At 61.2% G+C, this 18,919-nt stretch carries 13 protein-coding genes and 3 pseudogenes; 8 read left to right on the top strand and 8 right to left on the bottom strand.

The window, feature by feature from the left end:
* Positions 1–8: 8 nt before the first annotated feature.
* The 5 genes and pseudogenes from HT737_RS15045 to HT737_RS15025 all read left to right on the top strand — a co-directional run bounded on the left by HT737_RS15045 (position 9) and on the right by HT737_RS15025 (position 6,673).
* Positions 9–2,042, top strand: a complete 2,034-nt coding sequence (locus HT737_RS15045) for an ABC transporter permease subunit (RefSeq protein ID WP_182403087.1) — start codon at positions 9–11, stop codon at positions 2,040–2,042.
* Between the two features lie 15 nt (positions 2,043–2,057).
* Complete coding sequence (gene pstA, locus HT737_RS15040; RefSeq protein ID WP_041071636.1) at positions 2,058–3,728, top strand: phosphate ABC transporter permease PstA; 1,671 nt, start codon at positions 2,058–2,060, stop codon at positions 3,726–3,728.
* A gap of 144 nt (positions 3,729–3,872) precedes the next feature.
* The gene (pstB, locus tag HT737_RS15035; protein WP_007962289.1) at positions 3,873–4,706 is read left to right on the top strand and encodes a phosphate ABC transporter ATP-binding protein PstB; all 834 of its coding nucleotides are present in this window, start codon (positions 3,873–3,875) and stop codon (positions 4,704–4,706) included.
* A 72-nt stretch (positions 4,707–4,778) separates the two neighbouring features.
* A complete protein-coding gene (gene phoU, locus HT737_RS15030) occupies positions 4,779–5,540 on the top strand; it encodes a phosphate signaling complex protein PhoU (RefSeq protein ID WP_007962290.1) in 762 nt (253 codons plus the stop codon).
* Between the two features lie 178 nt (positions 5,541–5,718).
* A pseudogene (locus tag HT737_RS15025) lies at positions 5,719–6,673 on the top strand (response regulator).
* An 87-nt stretch (positions 6,674–6,760) separates the two neighbouring features.
* Here HT737_RS15025 and HT737_RS15020 read toward each other — a convergent pair.
* Together HT737_RS15020 and HT737_RS15015 are read right to left on the bottom strand one after the other, a co-directional pair.
* On the bottom strand, positions 6,761–7,624 hold the full coding sequence (locus HT737_RS15020; RefSeq protein ID WP_182403085.1) for a LysR family transcriptional regulator: 864 nt from the start codon (positions 7,622–7,624) through the stop codon (positions 6,761–6,763).
* Positions 7,625–7,640: 16 nt separating this feature from the next.
* Positions 7,641–9,957: pseudogene (locus HT737_RS15015) on the bottom strand (heavy metal translocating P-type ATPase).
* 84 nt (positions 9,958–10,041) lie between these two features.
* On the opposite strand from HT737_RS15015, the pseudogene cadR reads away from it, so the two are divergent.
* A pseudogene (cadR, locus tag HT737_RS15010) lies at positions 10,042–10,492 on the top strand (Cd(II)/Pb(II)-responsive transcriptional regulator).
* A 27-nt stretch (positions 10,493–10,519) separates the two neighbouring features.
* Here the strand turns inward: cadR and HT737_RS15005 are convergent.
* From HT737_RS15005 to HT737_RS14990, 4 genes are all read right to left on the bottom strand, one after another.
* A complete protein-coding gene (locus tag HT737_RS15005; protein WP_182403081.1) occupies positions 10,520–11,359 on the bottom strand; it encodes a hypothetical protein in 840 nt (279 codons plus the stop codon).
* A gap of 146 nt (positions 11,360–11,505) precedes the next feature.
* Positions 11,506–12,477: a thymidylate synthase gene (locus HT737_RS15000; RefSeq protein ID WP_095668082.1), complete on the bottom strand. Its 972-nt coding sequence runs from the start codon at positions 12,475–12,477 to the stop codon at positions 11,506–11,508.
* A 50-nt stretch (positions 12,478–12,527) separates the two neighbouring features.
* Entirely contained in the window at positions 12,528–13,343 is an 816-nt protein-coding gene (lgt, locus tag HT737_RS14995; protein WP_007965581.1) for a prolipoprotein diacylglyceryl transferase, read from the bottom strand.
* Between the two features lie 93 nt (positions 13,344–13,436).
* Positions 13,437–14,219, bottom strand: coding sequence for a sulfite exporter TauE/SafE family protein (locus HT737_RS14990; RefSeq protein WP_047297179.1), 783 nt, complete (start codon positions 14,217–14,219; stop codon positions 13,437–13,439).
* Between the two features lie 130 nt (positions 14,220–14,349).
* On the opposite strand from HT737_RS14990, the gene HT737_RS14985 reads away from it, so the two are divergent.
* Positions 14,350–15,096: an NRDE family protein gene (locus HT737_RS14985; RefSeq protein ID WP_182403079.1), complete on the top strand. Its 747-nt coding sequence runs from the start codon at positions 14,350–14,352 to the stop codon at positions 15,094–15,096.
* Positions 15,097–15,255: 159 nt separating this feature from the next.
* Here the strand turns inward: HT737_RS14985 and ptsP are convergent, their stop codons facing one another.
* A complete protein-coding gene (ptsP, locus tag HT737_RS14980) occupies positions 15,256–17,535 on the bottom strand; it encodes a phosphoenolpyruvate--protein phosphotransferase (RefSeq protein WP_041072165.1) in 2,280 nt (759 codons plus the stop codon).
* Positions 17,536–17,557: 22 nt separating this feature from the next.
* On the bottom strand, positions 17,558–18,037 hold the full coding sequence (locus HT737_RS14975; RefSeq protein ID WP_003229203.1) for an RNA pyrophosphohydrolase: 480 nt from the start codon (positions 18,035–18,037) through the stop codon (positions 17,558–17,560).
* A 143-nt stretch (positions 18,038–18,180) separates the two neighbouring features.
* Between HT737_RS14975 and HT737_RS14970 the strand changes: the two genes are divergently transcribed.
* Positions 18,181–18,837 carry an HAD family phosphatase gene (locus tag HT737_RS14970; RefSeq protein WP_047297181.1) on the top strand — a complete coding sequence of 219 codons (657 nt, stop codon included), beginning with the start codon at positions 18,181–18,183 and terminating at the stop codon, positions 18,835–18,837.
* The last annotated feature ends 82 nt before the right edge of the window (positions 18,838–18,919 follow it).

Here is an 18,919-nt window from a genome sequence, read left to right as displayed (position 1 = left end):
CAGCCTGGATGCAGGACGCCGGCAAGCCGCTGATGATTTCGCTCGAAGAGCAGAATCAGGTGGCGATGCGCGTTTCCGACAAGGGCCAGGCACTGTTCTTCGACATCGACAGTGGCGCTGAATTGAAGCGCGTCGATCTGCCGGTTCCTGCTGGCGCGACCGTCACTTCCATTGGCGAAGATCAGCCTGGTCATCCGCTGGTAGCGGTGGGCCTGTCCAATGGCCAGGCGCTGGTGTTCCGTCACACCTATAAAGTCAGCTACCCCGATGGCAAGAAAACCATCACACCGGCCATCGAATACCCGTACGGCGAAGCGCCGATCGCTGTGAACGAGAGCGGCGGGGCGCTGGAACATGTGAGCCTCAACGCTACCGATTCGACGCTGATGCTGGTCGGTTCGACTGGTGCGCAACTCAATGTGCTGGCGCTGACCAGCGAAGAAAACATGATGACCGGCGAAGTCACCAACGAGCAGAAGCGTATCGAACTGCCGCAGATGACCGAGCCGGTGAAAAACATCTTCGTCGACCCGCGCCAGCAATGGCTGTACGTGGTCAACGGGCGCGCCCAGGCCGACGTGTTCAGCCTGCGCGACAAGAGCCTCAACGGTCGCTACAAACTGCTGGAAAACGCTGACGCCGAAGTCACTGCGAGCACGCAACTGGTGGGTGGCATCTCGCTGATCATCGGTGACTCCAAGGGTGGCCTGGCCCAGTGGTTCATGGCCCGTGACACCGATGGCGAACTGCGCCTGAAGCAGATCCGTACCTTCCAGATGGGCACCACGCCGATCGTTGAAATCACTGCCGAAGAGCGTCGCAAGGGCTTCGTGGCCCTCGATGCCAGCGGCAAGCTCGGTGTGTTCCACAGCACCGCGCACCGCACGTTGCTGGTCGAGCCGGTGGCCGAAGGTCAGGGCCTGTTCGGCCTGTCGCCGCGCGCCAACCGAGTGATCGTCGAGGCGGGCGGCAAGCTGCAACCGCTGCTGCTCGACAACCCGCACCCGGAAGTGTCGTGGAGCGCGTTGTGGAGCAAGGTCTGGTACGAGAACTACGACGAGCCTAAATACGTCTGGCAATCGACGGCGGCCAACACCGATTTCGAACCGAAACTGAGCCTCTCGCCACTGACCTTCGGTACCCTGAAAGCCGCGTTCTACGCGATGCTGCTGGCGGCACCGCTGGCGGTTGCTGCTGCGATCTACACTGCGTATTTCATGGCCCCGGGCATGCGCCGCAAGGTCAAGCCGGTGATCGAGCTGATGGAAGCGATGCCGACGGTGATCCTTGGGTTCTTCGCCGGTCTGTTCCTCGCCCCGTATGTGGAAGGGCATCTGCCGGGCATCTTCAGCCTGCTGATGCTTTTGCCGATCGGCATTCTGGTGGCCGGTTTCACCTTCAGTCGCCTGCCTGAATCAATCCGCCTGAAAGTCCCGGATGGCTGGGAGAGTGCACTGCTGATTCCGGTGATTCTGTTTGTCGGTTGGTTGTCGCTGTACATGAGCCCGTACATGGAGAACTGGTTCTTCGGCGGTGACATGCGCATGTGGATCTCCCACGACCTGGGCATCACCTACGACCAGCGCAACGCTCTGGTGGTCGGTCTGGCGATGGGTTTTGCGGTGATCCCGAACATCTACTCGATTGCCGAAGACGCCGTGTTCAGCGTGCCGCGTGGCCTGACCCTCGGTTCCCTGGCGCTCGGTGCCACGCCGTGGCAGACCATGACCCGCGTGGTGATCCTCACCGCCAGCCCGGGCATTTTCTCGGCGCTGATGATCGGCATGGGCCGTGCGGTCGGCGAAACCATGATCGTGCTGATGGCCACGGGTAACACCCCGGTCATGGAAATGAACCTGTTCGAAGGCCTGCGCACCCTGGCCGCCAACGTCGCGGTGGAAATGCCTGAGTCGGAAGTCGGCGGCAGCCACTACCGCGTGCTGTTCCTCTCGGCGCTGGTGCTGCTGTTGTTCACCTTCGTCATGAACACCCTGGCAGAACTGATTCGTCAGCGTCTGCGCAAGAAATACTCGTCGCTTTAAGAAAGGTAGAAGTCTGTGAAACAGAACTCCCTGAATGGATGGTTCAAGAGCGGCGCCCCGGGCGTCTGGATCAGCGGTGGCGCGGTGTCCATCGCGGTCATCATGACCATTGGCCTGCTGGCGGTGATTGCCGTGCGCGGTCTGGGTCACTTCTGGCCGGCGGACCTGATCCACGCCAGCTACGACGTACCGGGCCAGGCCAATCACCTGGTCATCGGCGAAGTGGTACAGAAAGAAGAAGTACCGCGCGCACGCCTGAAAAGCGCCGGCCTGCCGGTGCCTGATCAGGGCCCGGAATTCATGACCCGCGAGCTGATCAAGGTCGGCAACCGTGACCTCAACGGCAACGACTTCACCTGGGTGGTCGGCGAGTGGCTGACCAAGCAGACCACGCCGCCGGAACTGATGGCAATCGAGCGTCGCGAGTGGGGCAACTTCTACGGCTACCTGGTCAACGTCAAACAGGACGGCAAGGTCATCGCCGAAGGTGAAGCGGCGTGGCCTGAGCTGCAAGCGCGGATCAACCGGGTGAACGGCCTGGCTGCACAGCTCAAATCGCTGGAAAAGACTGACATCGGTGCGATCAACGCAGGGCTGGAACGCATCCGTCTGCACGGGCGCAAACTGGAACTGGACGGCAAGCTCGACGCCACCGCGCAAGCGGACATGGACGCCGAGCGTGCCGAGCTGAACGCGCGTTATCAGGATGTCGAAGCACGCCTGAGCGATCTGCATGCGCAGTTCAACCGCGACGCGTTGACCGCCCGCGATGCCAACGGCAAAGAGATCGAAATCAGCCTGGGCAAAGTGGTTCACGCTTACCAGCCGAACGCCATGGGCACGATGACCAAGATCGGTTTCTACTTCGGCAAGGTCTGGGAGTTCCTCTCGGATGACCCGCGTGAAGCGAACACTGAAGGCGGGATCTTCCCGGCGATTTTCGGCACCGTGATGATGACTCTGATCATGGCAATGATCGTCACCCCGTTCGGCGTGCTGGCGGCGGTGTACCTGCGTGAATACGCCAAGCAGAACACCCTGACCCGAGTGATCCGCATCGCGGTGAACAACCTCGCCGGTGTGCCGGCGATCGTCTACGGCGTGTTCGGTCTGGGCTTCTTCGTCTACGTGCTGGGTGGATCGGTCGACCGTCTGTTCTTCCCTGAAGCGCTGCCGGCGCCGACGTTCGGCACACCGGGTTTGCTCTGGGCTTCGTTGACTCTGGCGCTGCTGGCGGTGCCGGTGGTGATCGTGGCGACCGAGGAAGGTCTGGCGCGTATCCCGCGTACCGTCCGTGAAGGCTCGCTGGCACTGGGCGCGACCAAGGCCGAGACGCTGTGGAAGATCGTCCTGCCAATGGCCAGCCCGGCCATGATGACCGGCATGATCCTCGCCGTGGCTCGCGCCGCCGGTGAAGTGGCGCCGCTGATGCTGGTGGGTGTAGTGAAACTGGCACCGTCGCTGCCAGTGGACGGCAATTACCCGTACCTGCACCTGGACCAGAAGATCATGCACCTGGGCTTCCACATCTATGACGTCGGCTTCCAGAGCCCGAACGTCGAAGCGGCACGGCCGTTGGTGTACGCCACGGCGTTGCTGCTGGTGCTGGTGATCGCCACGTTGAACCTGTCGGCAGTGTGGATTCGTAACCACCTGCGCGAAAAATACAAAGCACTGGACAGCTGATTTTGCAGCACTGATTTCTATGTGGGAGCGAGCCTGCTCGCGAAGGCATCACCGCGGTTTCATAGACAAACCGCAGCGCCTGAATCGCCAGCAGGCTGGCTCCCACAAAAACCGAACCGAATTTGTTAGCACAGGGAGCCTCCCATGCAGCACGAAACACATACCCACGGCATCAACATGTCGGCCCTGGGTCGCGACAAGCAGAGCCTGAGCCTCGAGCAGGAAACGGTGGCCATTGAAGTCCCGGGCCTGAGCCTGTTCTACGGTGAGAAGCAGGCGCTGTTCGACGTCAGCATGAACATCCCGAAACAGCGCGTGACCGCGTTCATCGGCCCGTCCGGCTGCGGCAAGTCCACGCTGCTGCGCACCTTCAACCGCATGAACGACCTGGTGGACGGCTGCCGTGTCGAAGGTGCGATCAACCTGTACGGCAACAACATCTACCGCAAGGGTGAAGACGTCGCCGAATTGCGTCGCCGCGTGGGCATGGTGTTCCAGAAGCCCAACCCGTTCCCCAAGACCATCTACGAAAACGTGGTCTACGGTTTGCGCATTCAAGGCATCAACAAGAAGCGCATCCTCGACGAAGCCGTCGAGTGGGCGCTGAAAGGCGCGGCGCTGTGGGATGAGGTCAAAGACCGTCTGCATGACTCGGCACTCGGCCTGTCCGGTGGTCAGCAGCAGCGTCTGGTGATTGCCCGCACCATCGCGGTTGAGCCGGAAGTGTTGCTGCTCGACGAGCCGTGCTCGGCCCTCGACCCGATCTCGACCCTGAAAGTCGAAGAGCTGATCTACGAGCTGAAGTCCAAGTTCACCATCGTCATCGTGACCCACAACATGCAGCAGGCCGCGCGGGTTTCCGACTACACGGCGTTCATGTACATGGGCAAACTGGTGGAATTCGGCGACACCGACACCCTGTTCACCAATCCGGCGAAGAAGCAGACCGAAGACTACATCACCGGTCGTTACGGCTAGCAGATGGCGGTTGCTCACAGAAATTGACGCTGCGGCCCGCCGCACCTTACCGGACGCTCCAAGGACGCCACCATGATTAGTAAAGAAGGCCTTACCCACCACATCTCCGCGCAGTTCAACGCTGAACTGGAAGAAGTGCGCAGCCACCTGCTGGCCATGGGCGGGCTGGTCGAGAAGCAGGTCAACGACGCGGTCACCGCACTGATCGAGGCCGACTCCGGCCTGGCTCAGCAGGTGCGCGAGATCGACGACCAGATCAATCAGATGGAACGCAACATCGACGAAGAATGCCTGCGCATTCTCGCCCGTCGGCAGCCGGCGGCGTCCGACCTGCGTCTGATCATCAGCATTTCCAAGTCGGTGATCGATCTGGAGCGCATCGGCGACGAAGCGACCAAGATTGCCCGCCGCGCCATCCAGCTGTGCGAAGAAGGCGAAGCGCCGCGCGGCTATGTCGAAGTGCGTCATATCGGCGACCAGGTGCGCAACATGGTGCGCGATGCGCTGGACGCGTTTGCCCGCTTCGACGCCGATCTGGCCCTGTCGGTGGCGCAATACGACAAGGTCATCGACCGCGAATACAAGACCGCGCTGCGTGAGCTGGCCACCTACATGATGGAAGACCCGCGCTCTATTTCGCGGGTTTTGAGCATCATCTGGGTGCTGCGTTCGCTGGAGCGTATCGGCGACCACGCGCGCAACATCTCGGAGTTGGTGATCTACCTGGTACGCGGCACCGATGTGCGGCACCTGGGCCTCAAACGCATGAAAGAAGAAGTTCAAGGCACAAGCGGCGAAACCGCTAATGTTCCGGGCGATGCTGACGATAAGTAAGATTGCCTGAGAAAAGCGCCCGGCCCTTTGGCCGGGCGTTTTTGTTTATGGCGCTTGAGCAGAGAATCGAATTAAAAAGCAGCACCCGCGAACGAAAAGTCCCGGCGTGACTGAAGATTGTTGGCAATGTGCCATCAGCAAAGCGTTATGCTTGCCGGGATTTTTATAGGGGTGTTGGATGAGCAAGATCAGTGTGTTGGTCGTGGACGACGCTTCGTTCATTCGCGACCTGGTGAAAAAGTGCCTGCGTAATTACTTCCCGGGGATCCGCACCGAGGATGCCATCAACGGCAAAAAGGCTCAGGCCATGTTGGCCAAGGAAGCATTCGACCTGGTGCTGTGCGACTGGGAAATGCCGGAAATGTCCGGTCTTGAACTGCTGACCTGGTGCCGCGAGCAGGACAATCTCAAGACCATGCCATTCATCATGGTCACCAGCCGTGGTGATAAAGAGAACGTGGTGCAGGCGATTCAGGCCGGCGTTTCCGGCTACGTCAGCAAGCCGTTCACCAACGAGCAACTGCTGACCAAGGTCAAGCAGGCGCTGAACAAGGTCGGCAAGCTCGACACCCTGATGAACAGCGCGCCGACCAAGATGAATTCGGCATTCGGCAACGATTCCCTGAGCGCGTTGACCGGTGGCAAGCCTGCAGTGGTCGGTGCTGCGCCGGCCGCTGCGGCGGCCAATCCGTTCGCCAAGCCTGCCGCTGCGGCGGCACCTGCTGCGGCGCCGTCCCGCGGCTTGCTCAACAGCCCGCCAGTCCAGGCTCCGGCCGCCTCCAAAGCCCCGGCCGGAGGTCGTGGCCAGGGCCAGTTGCGCCTGCCGGGCGGCACCCCAGCAATGCGTGATCAAGGCCCTGAGCATCAAGGAAGCGCTGTTGGTGGTGAAACGCACCGAGACCCTGCCGCAGATTCTCGACAGCGCCGTGCTCGATCTGGAGCAGGGCGACAACGCCGAAATCGCCCGCCTCAACGGCTACCTGCACGCCATCGTTGCCCACGAACAGAAAGCCGACAGCGACTGGCTGCAACTGACATTCCGTTTCGTCGACCAGGATGCGCAGAAGCTCGACTACATCTCGCGCCTGATCGCCCGCGGTACGGCGCAGAAGCACTTCGTCCCGGGCGCGTAAGCGGCGTCTGTGAAAAGATCGCAACCTGCGGCAGCTCCTACATTGGAAYKCTCGTAGGAGCTGCCGAAGGCTGCGATCTTTTGATGTTCAGGCCGGGGACATTTCCTGGGCCAGGCCAAGAAATGCCGCCGGCAACCGCGCACCCTTGCGCTCCTTGAGGCAATAGAGGTACTCGGGAATCTGCGGCGCATTCTCGATGGTCAGCACGCGCAACTGCGGATCATGCGGCACTTCCTGGCGGGCGATGATGCTGATGCCGATATTGCGCAGCACCGCCTCGCGGATCGACTCACGGCTGCCGATCTCCAGCAACGGCCCGAAACTGACCCCGGCGCTTTCCAGCAACTCTTCGGTCAAACGGCGGGTGGTCGAACCGGACTCGCGCATCAGCAAGGTATGACCGGCCAAAGCACTCAACGCTACATGCTCCTGCGCCGCCAGCGGATGGTTGCGATGCACCGCCAGCACCAGCGGATCGCTACCCAATACCCGGCGAATCAACCGCGCATCCTCGAGCAACTGCGACGACGCCGCGACATCGACGCGGTAATCCTCCAGCGCTTCGAGCACCTGCTGCGAGTTGCCGATTTCCACCGACACTTCCACCTGCGGCAGGCGCTCGCGGAAGGTCTTCACCAGATCGAGGATGTAATACGGCGCAGTGGCAGCAATGCGCAACGTGCCCTGCACCTGACCGCTGTTGCGCAGGAAGAACTCGATGTCGGCCTCCTGCTGCAACAGCGCCCTGACCATCGGCAGCAGTCGCGCGCCTTCGTCACTGACACTCAGGCGGCGACCGCCACGGTAGAACAGCTCCACCGAATACTGACTTTCCAGATTACGGATCTGCGTGGTCACGGTGGGTTGGCTGAGGCCGAGCTTTTTCGCCGCCAGCGTCATGCTGCCCAGGCGGGCGACCATATAAAACGCTTTCAGCTCGGCACTCAGCACAACCATCCCTCATCGTTTATTTGCGCAGCAGGCGCAAACCGTTGAACACCACCAGCAGGCTCACGCCCATGTCGGCAAACACCGCCATCCACATGGTGGCGAGTCCGGCGAAGGTTACCCCAAGAAATATAGCCTTGATCACCAGGGCCAACGCGATGTTCTGTTTCAGGATGCTCGCGGTGTCGCGCGACAGGCTGATGAACGCGGGGATCTTGCGCAGATCGTCGTCCATCAGGGCGACATCAGCGGTTTCAATCGCGGTGTCGGTACCAGCCGCCGCCATGGCGAAACCAATCTCGGCCCGCGCCAATGCCGGGGCGTCGTTGATACCGTCGCCGACCATGCCCACTCGATGACCCTGTGCATAAAGTGCTTCGATGGCTTGCAGCTTGTCGGTCGGTAGCAAGTCGCCCTTTGCCTGGTCGATGCCGACCTGCGCCGCAATGGCCTGCGCGGTGTGTACGTTGTCGCCGGTGAGCATCAACGTTTTCACGCCCAGGGCATGCAACTGGCGGATCGCTTCGCGGCTGGATTCCTTGACCGTATCAGCCACGGGCGAACAGCGCCAGCGGACCAGAACTGTCGAGCAGCAACACTACGGACTTGCCCTGTTTCTCCAGCGCAAACAGCTTCTCTTCCAGTTGCGGCGAGCACAGGCCAAGCTCTTCGACCAGACGGTGGTTGCCCAGGTGATAAGTCTGACCGTTGACCTGGCCTTTCACGCCGCGACCGGCCAGCGCTTCAAAGTTATCCACACTGAGCACGGCGAGGTTTTTATCCACAGCCGCATTGGCGATGGCCAGCGACACCGGATGATCGGAACGCCCCGCCAGTGCGGCAGCGATTGCCGGAGCAGTGGCGTCGGCGGTCGGATCGAGCGACAGGTAATCGGTCTGCACCGGTTTGCCGTGAGTGATGGTGCCGGTCTTGTCCAGCGCCAGATAGTCGAGCTTGAAACCGCCCTCTAGGTACACGCCGCCCTTGACCAGAATCCCTTTGCGCGCCGCCGCCGCGAGGCCGCTGACGATGGTCACCGGGGTGGAGATCACTAGTGCGCACGGGCAGGCCACCACCAGCAACACCAGCGCGCGGTAGATCCAGTCGAACCACACCGCGCCCATGAACAGCGGCGGAATGATCGCCACGGCCAGCGCCAGCACGAACACCACCGGGGTGTAGATTTTCGAGAATTGATCGACGAAGCGCTGCGTCGGCGCCCGCGCACCCTGCGCCTGCTCGACGGCGTGGATGATCCGCGCCAGGGTCGAGTTGTTCGCCGCCGCAGTCACCGTGTATTCCAGCGAGCCGGCCTGGTTGATGGTGCCGGCAAAGACTTTATCGCCGATGGTTTTCTCCACCGGCAGGCTTTCGCCGGTGATCGGCGCCTGATCGATGGTGGAACTGCCGCTGACCACTTCACCGTCCAGGGCGATGCGCTCACCGGGTTTTACCCGCACGCGGGCGCCGAGTTCGACGCTTTTAACCTCTTGTTCGACCCAGTTGCCATCGGCCTGCTGCACCGTGGCCTGTTCCGGGGTCATCTGCATCAGGCCGCTGATGGCGTTGCGCGCGCGATCCAGCGAGCGCGCCTCAATCAGTTCGGCCACGGTAAACAGGAACATCACCATCGCCGCTTCCGGCCACTGCCCGATCAACACCGCACCGGTCACCGCGATGCTCATCAGCGCGTTGATGTTGAGGTTGCGGTTCTTCAGGGCGATCCAACCCTTTTTATAGGTGGTCAGGCCGCCGCTGAGGATCGACACCAGCGCAATGATCGCCACCACCCAGGTCGGCGCAGCGTTGGTGAAGTGGATCACTTCCGCTGCCAGCGCGCCGACGCCGGACAACGCCAAGGGCCACCAGTGCTTTTTCACTGGCGCTGGGGCTGGGGCTTCGACGCCCGCCTCCAAAGGTTCGGCGTGCATGCCCAGCGAGGTGATCGCCTCGGTAATCGGCGCGGTGTCAGGCAGATTGTGGGTCACGCCGAGCACGCGGTTGATCAGGTTGAATTCCAGCTGCTGCACGCCAGCGAGTTTGCCGAGTTTGTTCTGGATCAGCGTCTGCTCGGTCGGGCAGTCCATCGCTTCGATGCGGAAACTGCTCAACCGGGCGTCAGCGCTGGTATTTTCGCTCAGTTGCACCAACGCAGGCGCAGCCGCTGTCGACGAGCAGCAAGAATCTTCGTGCGAATGAACCGGTGCCGGTGCTGCGGCTTTCGACCCGCAGCAGGAATCGCCGCCATGTTCGTGCTTATGCACAGGCTGCAATTTATGGCTGTGGCTATGATCGTGCCCGTCGCCGGGCTTGTGGGTGTGCTGGGAATCGCTCATTGGTCGCGTCCATGAAGGTGCCTGTTGCCAAGTAAAGACCCTGTAGCCACTATAGGGTCAAGCACCCATTTGGAGATGGCCGTCATGAAGATCGGAGAACTGGCGAAACTCACCGACTGCGCGGTGGAAACCATCCGCTACTACGAGCGGGAACACCTGCTGCCGGAACCGGCCCGCAGCGATGGCAACTACCGCGTCTACACCCAGGCCCACGCCGAACGCCTGACGTTCATCCGCAACTGCCGCACCCTCGACATGACCCTCGAAGAAATCCGCAGCCTGCTGGCCATGCGTGACAGCCCGCAGGATCAGTGTGCAAGCGTCAATACACTGATCGACGAGCACATCCAGCATGTGAAAGCGCGGATTGATGGCTTGCTGGCGTTGCAGACACAACTGCTCGACCTGCGCCAACGCTGTGGCGAAGGGCCGGGGGGCGGATCAGTGCGGGATCCTGCAGCGGTTGGAGGTCAGCGGCGGGGTTGTGGCGGCGGAGGTTGAGCATTCGCACGTGGGCAGAAGCCACGGCCACTAAGTCACCTGTCTCCTGTCACCACACTGATCAGATCAGTTTGAACTCCAGTATGCCTTGGGGGCCCATACCGTAACTGATCCCCGGGACCATTCCAGCACCTAGAAAGAAGCCGCCGTACAGAAAAATCGACTCTCCACGAAACCCTTGATACACACTTGGCTCAATGCGGAACTGGACAGGTGATTCCGGAGTGACTGTCAATTTGCGTTGATAGTCTCTCCAGTTCTGTGCGCCGGGTCCGCCCTGAAGGTCACTGCGCACATAAATTTCAATGGCGTTATTGGTTCGCAAGTTCGAGACCTTCGGAACAGTAAGAATCAGGCCATTTGGATACTTATCAATCTCCAGCTGGCCATTCGATACGCCCTCGATGGAAATCTGCCCGGTTTGAACCAGTGGCAAAACGAAGTCGACGAACAGAGACGGCGAAGTCAAAGCTTCTCCGTTTCTTGTGATTACATAGAAGATTTCGACCCTTTTTCCTTCGAGCTCAAGTGCTTCAGCGTCGGAAAAAGGAAAACGCAAATCGGTGAATTCTTCGACTGTCTGAGAGGGTAACCGGAAGCTTTCTCCGCTGGCCTCAAGCACCTGCCCTTGCACCCGCACTTGATCGCCGATCTGAAAGTCCTGATTGTTTACAGACACCTGATAAAACAGCGAATTAACAAAAATCGGGGCGCCCCGAAGCAATTCACCAGGTATCACGCAACCCCAAGGTGCAATGGAAGGTAAGAAATGAATGAGCCCCGAACTACTCTCGCAGCCAACAGACGGCGCTCCGGACAATTGAACGCTTGAGCTCTGCGCGGTAAAACCCGCTGCGCGCTCCGAAAACCCGCCGGGTGGACCGATTGTATTGCGTGACATAGCGAAGCTCCAAAAAGAAAGGGCATTTGCCGACCTGGCCGATTGGCAGTGGTCAGTCAAACACCCTTTCATCTATTCGCCACCTGTCAGAGTTGACAGTCTGTTAGATTCTTTTGCAATCAGGCAAAGCCATGACTGCAACAGAATCAGACCGCCATCGGCGCGGTCATCGGCGCATGGTGCTCATAGCCTTCCAGCGAGAAGTCGCTCGGCTCCACCAACTCCAGCCACTCCGGCTGGTACACACCGGTCTTGGCAAACTCCGGCACGCGGTCGGAGATTTTCAGTTTTGGCATGGCGAACGGCTCGCGCTTGAGCTGTTCGTTGAGCATGTCCAGGTGGTTTTCGTAGACGTGTGCATCACCGATGAAATAGGTGAACCAGCGCGGCGTGTAACCGGTCAGGCGCCCGATCAGGCTCAGCAGCGCGGCGCCTTCGGTGAGGTTGAACGGCGTGCCCAGACCCAGGTCATTGGAGCGGATGTACAGGGTCAGAGAGATTTCCTTGGTCTCGACGTTCGGGTGGAACTGGTACAGCAGATGGCACGGCGGCAGGGCCATTTCATCGAGCTGGGCGCAGTTCCAGCCGTGGAACAGAATGCGGCGGCTGCCCGGGTCCTTGATGATCGTGTCGACACACTGGCGCACCTGATCGATGGCTTTGTACAGCACCACGTAGGCCTGGCCGTCTTCTTCACCCTGGGCGATCTGCTTGTAGCCGTTGCTCAGGGTTTGTTCGATAGCGGCGGTGTTGCTCAGCGGGATCTGCTTGTACGCCGGCCACTTGCGCCATTGCACACCGTAGATTTCGCCGAGGTCGTCTTCGCCCTGACGGAACGGGTTGGCCAGCCACTGCGCGTTTTCGTTGGCGTTCTGGTCCCAGACCTTGCAGCCCAGCGCACGGAATTCAGCGGCGTTGTTCACGCCACGCAGAAAACCGCACATCTCGCCGATGGCCGATTTGAAGGCCATCTTGCGGGTGGTGATCGCCGGGAAACCTTCCTGCAGATCGAAACGCAGCATCGCACCCGGGAAACTGATGGTGTTGATGCCGGTGCGGTTGGCCTGTTTGGTGCCGTTCGCAATGACGTGCGAGACCAGTTCGAGATATTGCTTCATGAGTTACCTGTGTCCTTTGAGCCCCGGCGTCGCGCGCCGGGGTTCGTAGTTTAAGCGGTCGGCGCGAGCGGCGCCGCCGGCGCACGACGATAGGCCAGCCAGATCAGGAACAGCCCGCCGACGATCATCGGCACGCACAGCACCTGACCCATGGTCAGCCAGTTCCAGGCCAGGTAGCCCAGTTGCGCGTCCGGGACGCGGACGAACTCGACGATGAAACGGAAGATGCCGTAGAACAGCGCAAACATGCCCGATACCGCCATGGTCGGACGCGGTTTACGCGAGAACAGCCACAGGATCAGGAACAGCGCGACGCCTTCGAGCGCGAACTGATACAGCTGCGACGGGTGACGCGGCAGCTGCGCCGGATCGCTGAACGGCGGGAAGATCATCGCCCACGGCACGTCGGTCGGCTTGCCCCACAGCTCGGCGTTGATGAAGTTGCCGATACGCCCGGCGCCCAGACCGATCGGCACCATCGGCGCAACGAAGTCCATCAGCTGGAAGAAGGTCTTGCCGTTACGCTTGCCGAACCACAGCGCGGCGAGCATCACCCCGATGAAGCCGCCGTGGAACGACATGCCACCCTTCCACACTTCGAAAATCAGCGTCGGGTTGGCGATGTAGGCACTCAGGTCATAGAACAGCACGTAACCCAGACGTCCACCGACAATCACCCCCATCGACAGCCAGAACACCAGATCGGAGAGCTTCTCCTTGGTCCAGGTCGGGTCGAAACGGTTGAGCCGGCTCGACGCCAGCAGCCATGCGCCGCCGATGCCGACGAGGTACATCAGGCCGTACCAGTGGATTTTCAGCGGACCGATGGCCAGGGCCACCGGGTCGATCTGCGGGTAAGGCAGCATTGCGACTCCTCGTTAGAGTTGAAACCAAAATTCCCGGGCGACGCTGCCACCTCAGGATTAAGCCAGGATTGCGGCCTGCTCTGAACCAGAGGCTCAGAGCAGGAAATTCAGACCCACGCAGAACAGCAAAGCGGCGAACAGCCGTTTCAGCAAGCGCGGCGACAACTTGTGCGCCAGACGCGCGCCGAGACGGGCGAACACCATGCTGGTCAGGGCAATGCCCAGCAGCGCCGGCAAATAAACAAAACCGAGACTATGCGGCGGCAACAACGGATCATGCCAGCCCAGAATCATGAAACTTAAGGCACTGGCCAGCGCAATCGGCAGGCCACAAGCCGACGACGTCGCTACGGCTTGCTGCATCGGCACGCTGCGCCAGGTCAGGAACGGCACGGTCAGCGAGCCGCCGCCGATCCCGAAAATCGCCGAGGCCCAGCCAATCACACTGCCGGCCACGGTCAGACCGAGTTTGCCCGGCACCGTTCGACTGGCCTTGGGTTTGACCTCCAGCGCCAGTTGCACGGCAATCACCAAGGCGAACACGCCGATGATCTTCTGCAGGTTCGGCCCGGAAATCGCCTCGGCGGTCAGCGCCCCAAAACCGGCGCCGAGCAGAATGCCCACGGTCATCCACATGAAGATCGGCCAGCGCACCGCACCACGTCGATGGTGTTCACGCACGGCATTGACCGAAGTGAAGATGATGGTCGCCAGCGATGTCCCTACCGCCAGATGCGTGAGGATCGACTGATCGAATCCCTGCAAGGTAAAACTGAACACCAGCACCGGGACAATAATGATCCCGCCGCCCACCCCGAACAGCCCGGCCAGCACGCCCGCACAGGCGCCCAACGCCAGATAGAGCAGAAATTCCATGACCGTCTCCCAGACGCATCCCCAAAACCGGAGCGGCATGGTAACGGATGCATGCCCTTTGGCTCCACTTGCGATGGATGCACGGACGCCGACTGCGTAGAGTGAGCAGAAAACACACAAGGACCACCTTATGTGCCTGATCGTTTTCGCCTGGCGTCCGGGCCATGCCCAGCCGCTGATCGTCGCGGCCAACCGTGACGAGTTCTACGCCCGCCCGAGCCTGCCGCTGGCGCCATGGGCCGATGCGCCGCACGTGCACGCCGGGCGCGATCTTGAGGCGGGCGGGACCTGGCTGGGGATCGGCGCCAACGGACGCTTTGCCGCGCTGACCAATATCCGCGATCCACACCAGCCTCCGGCGCGTAAATCAAGGGGCGAGCTGGTGGCGCGGTTTCTCACCGGTGATGCTTCGATTGATGATTATTTAAGCGATGTGGTCGCGCGCTCGCCGGAGTACGCCGGGTTCAACCTGCTGCTGGGCAATCCCAATGAGCTGTGGCACTTCAATGCGCGGACGTCGGGACCGGTGATGCTCGAACCCGGGGTTTACGGTCTGTCGAATGCCGGGCTGGATACGCCGTGGCCGAAGTTGCTCAAGGCCAAGGCTGCCCTGAGCGCGGTGCTGGACGATCCACAACCTGCGCGGTTGCTGGAGTTGCTGGGCGATGCGCAAACCGCACCGTTTGCCGAACTGCCGGATACCGGAGTCGGGCTGGCGACCGAATCACTGCTGTCGAGCGTGTTCATTGCCAGCCAGAGTTACGGGACGCGGGCGAGTACGGCGTTGATTGTGCAGGCGGACGGCACGCGGCGGATGATCGAGCGCAGTTTCGGGCCGTATGGCGGGCATTTGGGGGAGGTGGAGATCAATACCTGAAAGTGAGCAACCATTGTGGCGAGGGAGCTTGCTCCCGCTCGGGTGCGAAGCAGCCGCAACCCAGCCAATGCGATCTCTCAGAAGAATCTCATTGACCGAATTGGGAGCGCTCCGCACTCCAGCGGGAGCAAGCTCCCTCGCCACAGGGCCATCAGCCTTTTAAAGGGCCTTGTTGACCGCCGGCGGATTCATCTTCGACAAGCCGAGATTCTTCAGCGCCAGTTGCAGCGAGCTGTGGATAACCTGCGGGTTGTCGATGGTCATCAGCTCGGCCAGCAGATCCTTGGCCTTGCTCAGGTTGATCTGACGCAGCATCCACTTCACTTTCGGCAGGTTGGTGGCGTTCATCGACAGGCTGTCGAAGCCCATCGCCATCAACAGCACCGCCGCTGCCGGATCACCGGCCATTTCGCCGCAGATGCTCACCGGCTTGCCCTCGGCATGCGCGTCGCGCACCACAGTCTGCAGGGCTTGCAGCACCGCCGGGTGCAGGTAGTCGTAGAGATCGGCCACTCGCGGGTTGTTGCGGTCGACCGCCAGCAGGTACTGGGTCAGGTCGTTGGAGCCGACCGACAGGAAGTCCACCTGGCGCGCCAGTTCCCTGGTCTGATACACCGCCGCCGGAATCTCGATCATCACCCCGATCGGCGGCATCGGCACGTCGGTGCCTTCGTCGCGCACTTCGCCCCAGGCACGGTGGATCAGGTGCAGGGCTTCTTCGAGTTCGTGAGTGCCGGAGATCATCGGCAGCAGGATCCGCAGGTTGTTCAGGCCTTCGCTGGCCTTGAGCATCGCACGGGTCTGCACCAGGAAGATTTCCGGGTGGTCGAGGGTCACGCGAATCCCGCGCCAGCCGAGGAACGGGTTGTCTTCCTTGATCGGGAAGTACGACAGCGACTTGTCGCCGCCGATGTCCAGGCTGCGCATGGTCACCGGTTGCGGGTGGAACGCGGCGAGCTGCTCGCGGTAGATCGCCAGCTGCTCCTTCTCGCTCGGGAAGCGCTGGTTGATCATGAACGGCACTTCGGTGCGGTACAGGCCGACGCCCTCGGCGCCGCGCTTCTGCGCCCGCGCCACATCGGCCAGCAGACCGGTGTTGACCCACAACGGCATGCGGTGCCCGTCGAGGGTCACGCACGGCAGATCACGCAGGGTGTCGAGGCCCAGCGCCAGTTGTTTCTCTTCTTCAACCACCTCGGCGAACTGCTTGCGCAGGACGTCGCCGGGGTTGGTGTAGACCTCGCCACGGGTACCATCGACGATCACTTCGATGCCGTCGACCTTGGCGTACGGCAGATCGACCAGGCCCATTACCGTCGGAATGCCCATGGCCCGGGCCAGGATCGCGACGTGGGAGTTGCCCGAGCCGAGGACCGACACCAGACCGACCAGCGTGCCTTCCGGCACCTCGCCGAGCATGGCCGGCGTCAGTTCTTCGCTGACCAGAATGGTTTTTTCCGGGTAGACCAGGTTCTGCTGACGCTCTTCCTGCAGGTAAGCCAGCAGGCGCCGGCCGAGGTCTTTGACGTCCGACGCACGCTCGCGCAGGTAGGCGTCGTCCATCAGTTCGAAACGGTTGACGTGTTCAGTGACCACCTGACGCAACGCGCCCTGGGCCCACTGGCCGGTCTTGATCACGGTGGTGATTTCGCTGCCCAGCGAGGCATCGTCGAGCATCATCAGGTAGACGTCGAAGAGCGCGCGCTCTTCCGGACGCAGCTGGGTCGCAAGTTTGGCGGACAAGGCGCGCATGTCGGCGCGCACGCCTTCGATGGCGGTCTTGAACAGCGCCAGTTCGGCGTCGATGTCAGTGATGTGCTTGTCCGGCACCACGTCCAGATCCGCTGGCGGCAGCATGACCACCGCGGTACCCACCGCAGCACCTGGCGAACCCGGTACGCCGACGAACTTGGCTTCCTGAATGCCCTTGCCCTGACGGCCCAGACCACGGATCGAACCGGTGGCCTCGGCGTGGGCGATCACGCCGGCGAGCTGCGCGCTCATGGTCACGAGGAAGGCTTCTTCACCTTCATCGAACTGGCGGCGTTCTTTCTGCTGGATGACCAACACGCCGACGACGCGGCGGTGGTGAATGATCGGCGCCCCGAGGAAGGAGGCGTAGCGCTCCTCGCCGGTCTCGGCGAAGTAGCGGTAGCGCGGGTGATCCGCGGCGTTTTCGAGGTTCAGGGGTTCTTCACGCGTGCCGACCAGACCCACCAGACCTTCGTTGGGTGCCATGCTGACCTTGCCGATCGAGCGCTTGTTCAAGCCCTCGGTGGCCATCAGGACGAAGCGGTTGGTCTCGGGATCAAGCAGGTAGACCGAGCAGACCTGGCTGCCCATGGCCTCTTTGACGCGCAACACAATAATCCCCAACGCCGCCTTGAGATCCTTGGCGGAGTTAACTTCCTGGACGATCTTGCGCAGCGTATTGAGCATGGCTCGGGGTCGAACTCCGTCGTCAGTCGCGCGCTAAAAGGCGCGGGGCAAGCTCTTTGAGGGCGCGTCGATACACCTCGCGCTTGAATGTCACCACCTGGCCCAACGGATACCAATAACTGACCCAGCGCCAGCCATCGAACTCCGGTTTACCGGTCAAATCCATCCGCACCCGCTGCTCGTTGGAGATCAGGCGCAGGAGAAACCATTTCTGTTTCTGGCCGATGCACAGCGGTTGGCTGTGGGTACGCACCAGACGTTGCGGCAAACGATAGCGCAACCAGCCCCGGGTACAGGCCAGTATTTCAACATCTTCACGTTCCAGGCCAACTTCTTCGTTCAGCTCGCGGTACAAGGCGTCTTCCGGCGTCTCCTCGGGGTTGATTCCCCCTTGCGGAAACTGCCAGGCATCTTGATTGATACGGCGAGCCCATAGCACCTGGCCGGCGTCATTCGTCAGAATGATCCCGACATTGGGGCGGAAACCATCGGGGTCGATCACGGCAACAACCTCGCAAACGCATGTCGCCGCATTGTTCCACAAAGCTTGATAAGGCGGCAACGAAGGTTCCTACCTTATGTGCACTCTTGTGAAAAGACCGTATTCTTGTCGCCTTTTTACTGACTTTTCAGCGGGTAACTGCAATGCGCCTGGCTCTATTCGATTTGGACAACACCCTTCTGGGCGGCGACAGCGATCACGCCTGGGGCGACTATCTGTGCGAACGCGGCTTCCTCGATCCGGTGGCGTACAAGACGCGCAACGACGAGTTCTATCAGGATTACCTGGCCGGCCAGCTGGATAACGCCGCGTACCTGAACTTCTGCCTGGAGATTCTCGGTCGCACCGAAATGGCCGTGCTTGAGCAGTGGCATAACGATTACATGCGCGACTGCATTGAGCCGATCATGCTGCCCAAGGCGCTGGAGTTGCTGAAACAGCACCGTGACGCCGGTGACAAACTGGTGATCATCACTGCAACCAACCGCTTCGTCACCGCGCCGATTGCCGTGCGCCTGGGCGTTGAAACCCTGATCGCCACCGAGTGCGAGATGGTCGATGGCCGCTACACCGGGCGCAGCACCGACATTCCGTGCTTCCGCGAAGGCAAGGTCACGCGCCTGAATCGCTGGCTGGAGGAAACCGGGCATTCGCTGGATGACAGCTATTTCTACAGCGACTCGATGAATGACCTGCCGCTGCTGGAGCAGGTGGCGAACCCGGTGGCAGTGGATCCGGATCCGAATCTGCGGGCCGAAGCCGAGAAGCGGGGCTGGCCAGTCATTAGTCTGCGCGGCTGATATAGCTATCGCTGGCAAGCCAGCTCCCACAGGTTTTTCAGGTGGTCACACCATTTGTGTTCGCTACAGATCCTGTGGGAGC

Source organism: Pseudomonas sp. MD195_PC81_125 (genome assembly GCF_014060985.1).
GTDB lineage: Bacteria > Pseudomonadota > Gammaproteobacteria > Pseudomonadales > Pseudomonadaceae > Aquipseudomonas > Aquipseudomonas parakoreensis.
The sequence above is the reverse complement of the archived record's forward strand: the minus strand, read 5'-3'. Positions and strand labels throughout refer to the sequence as shown.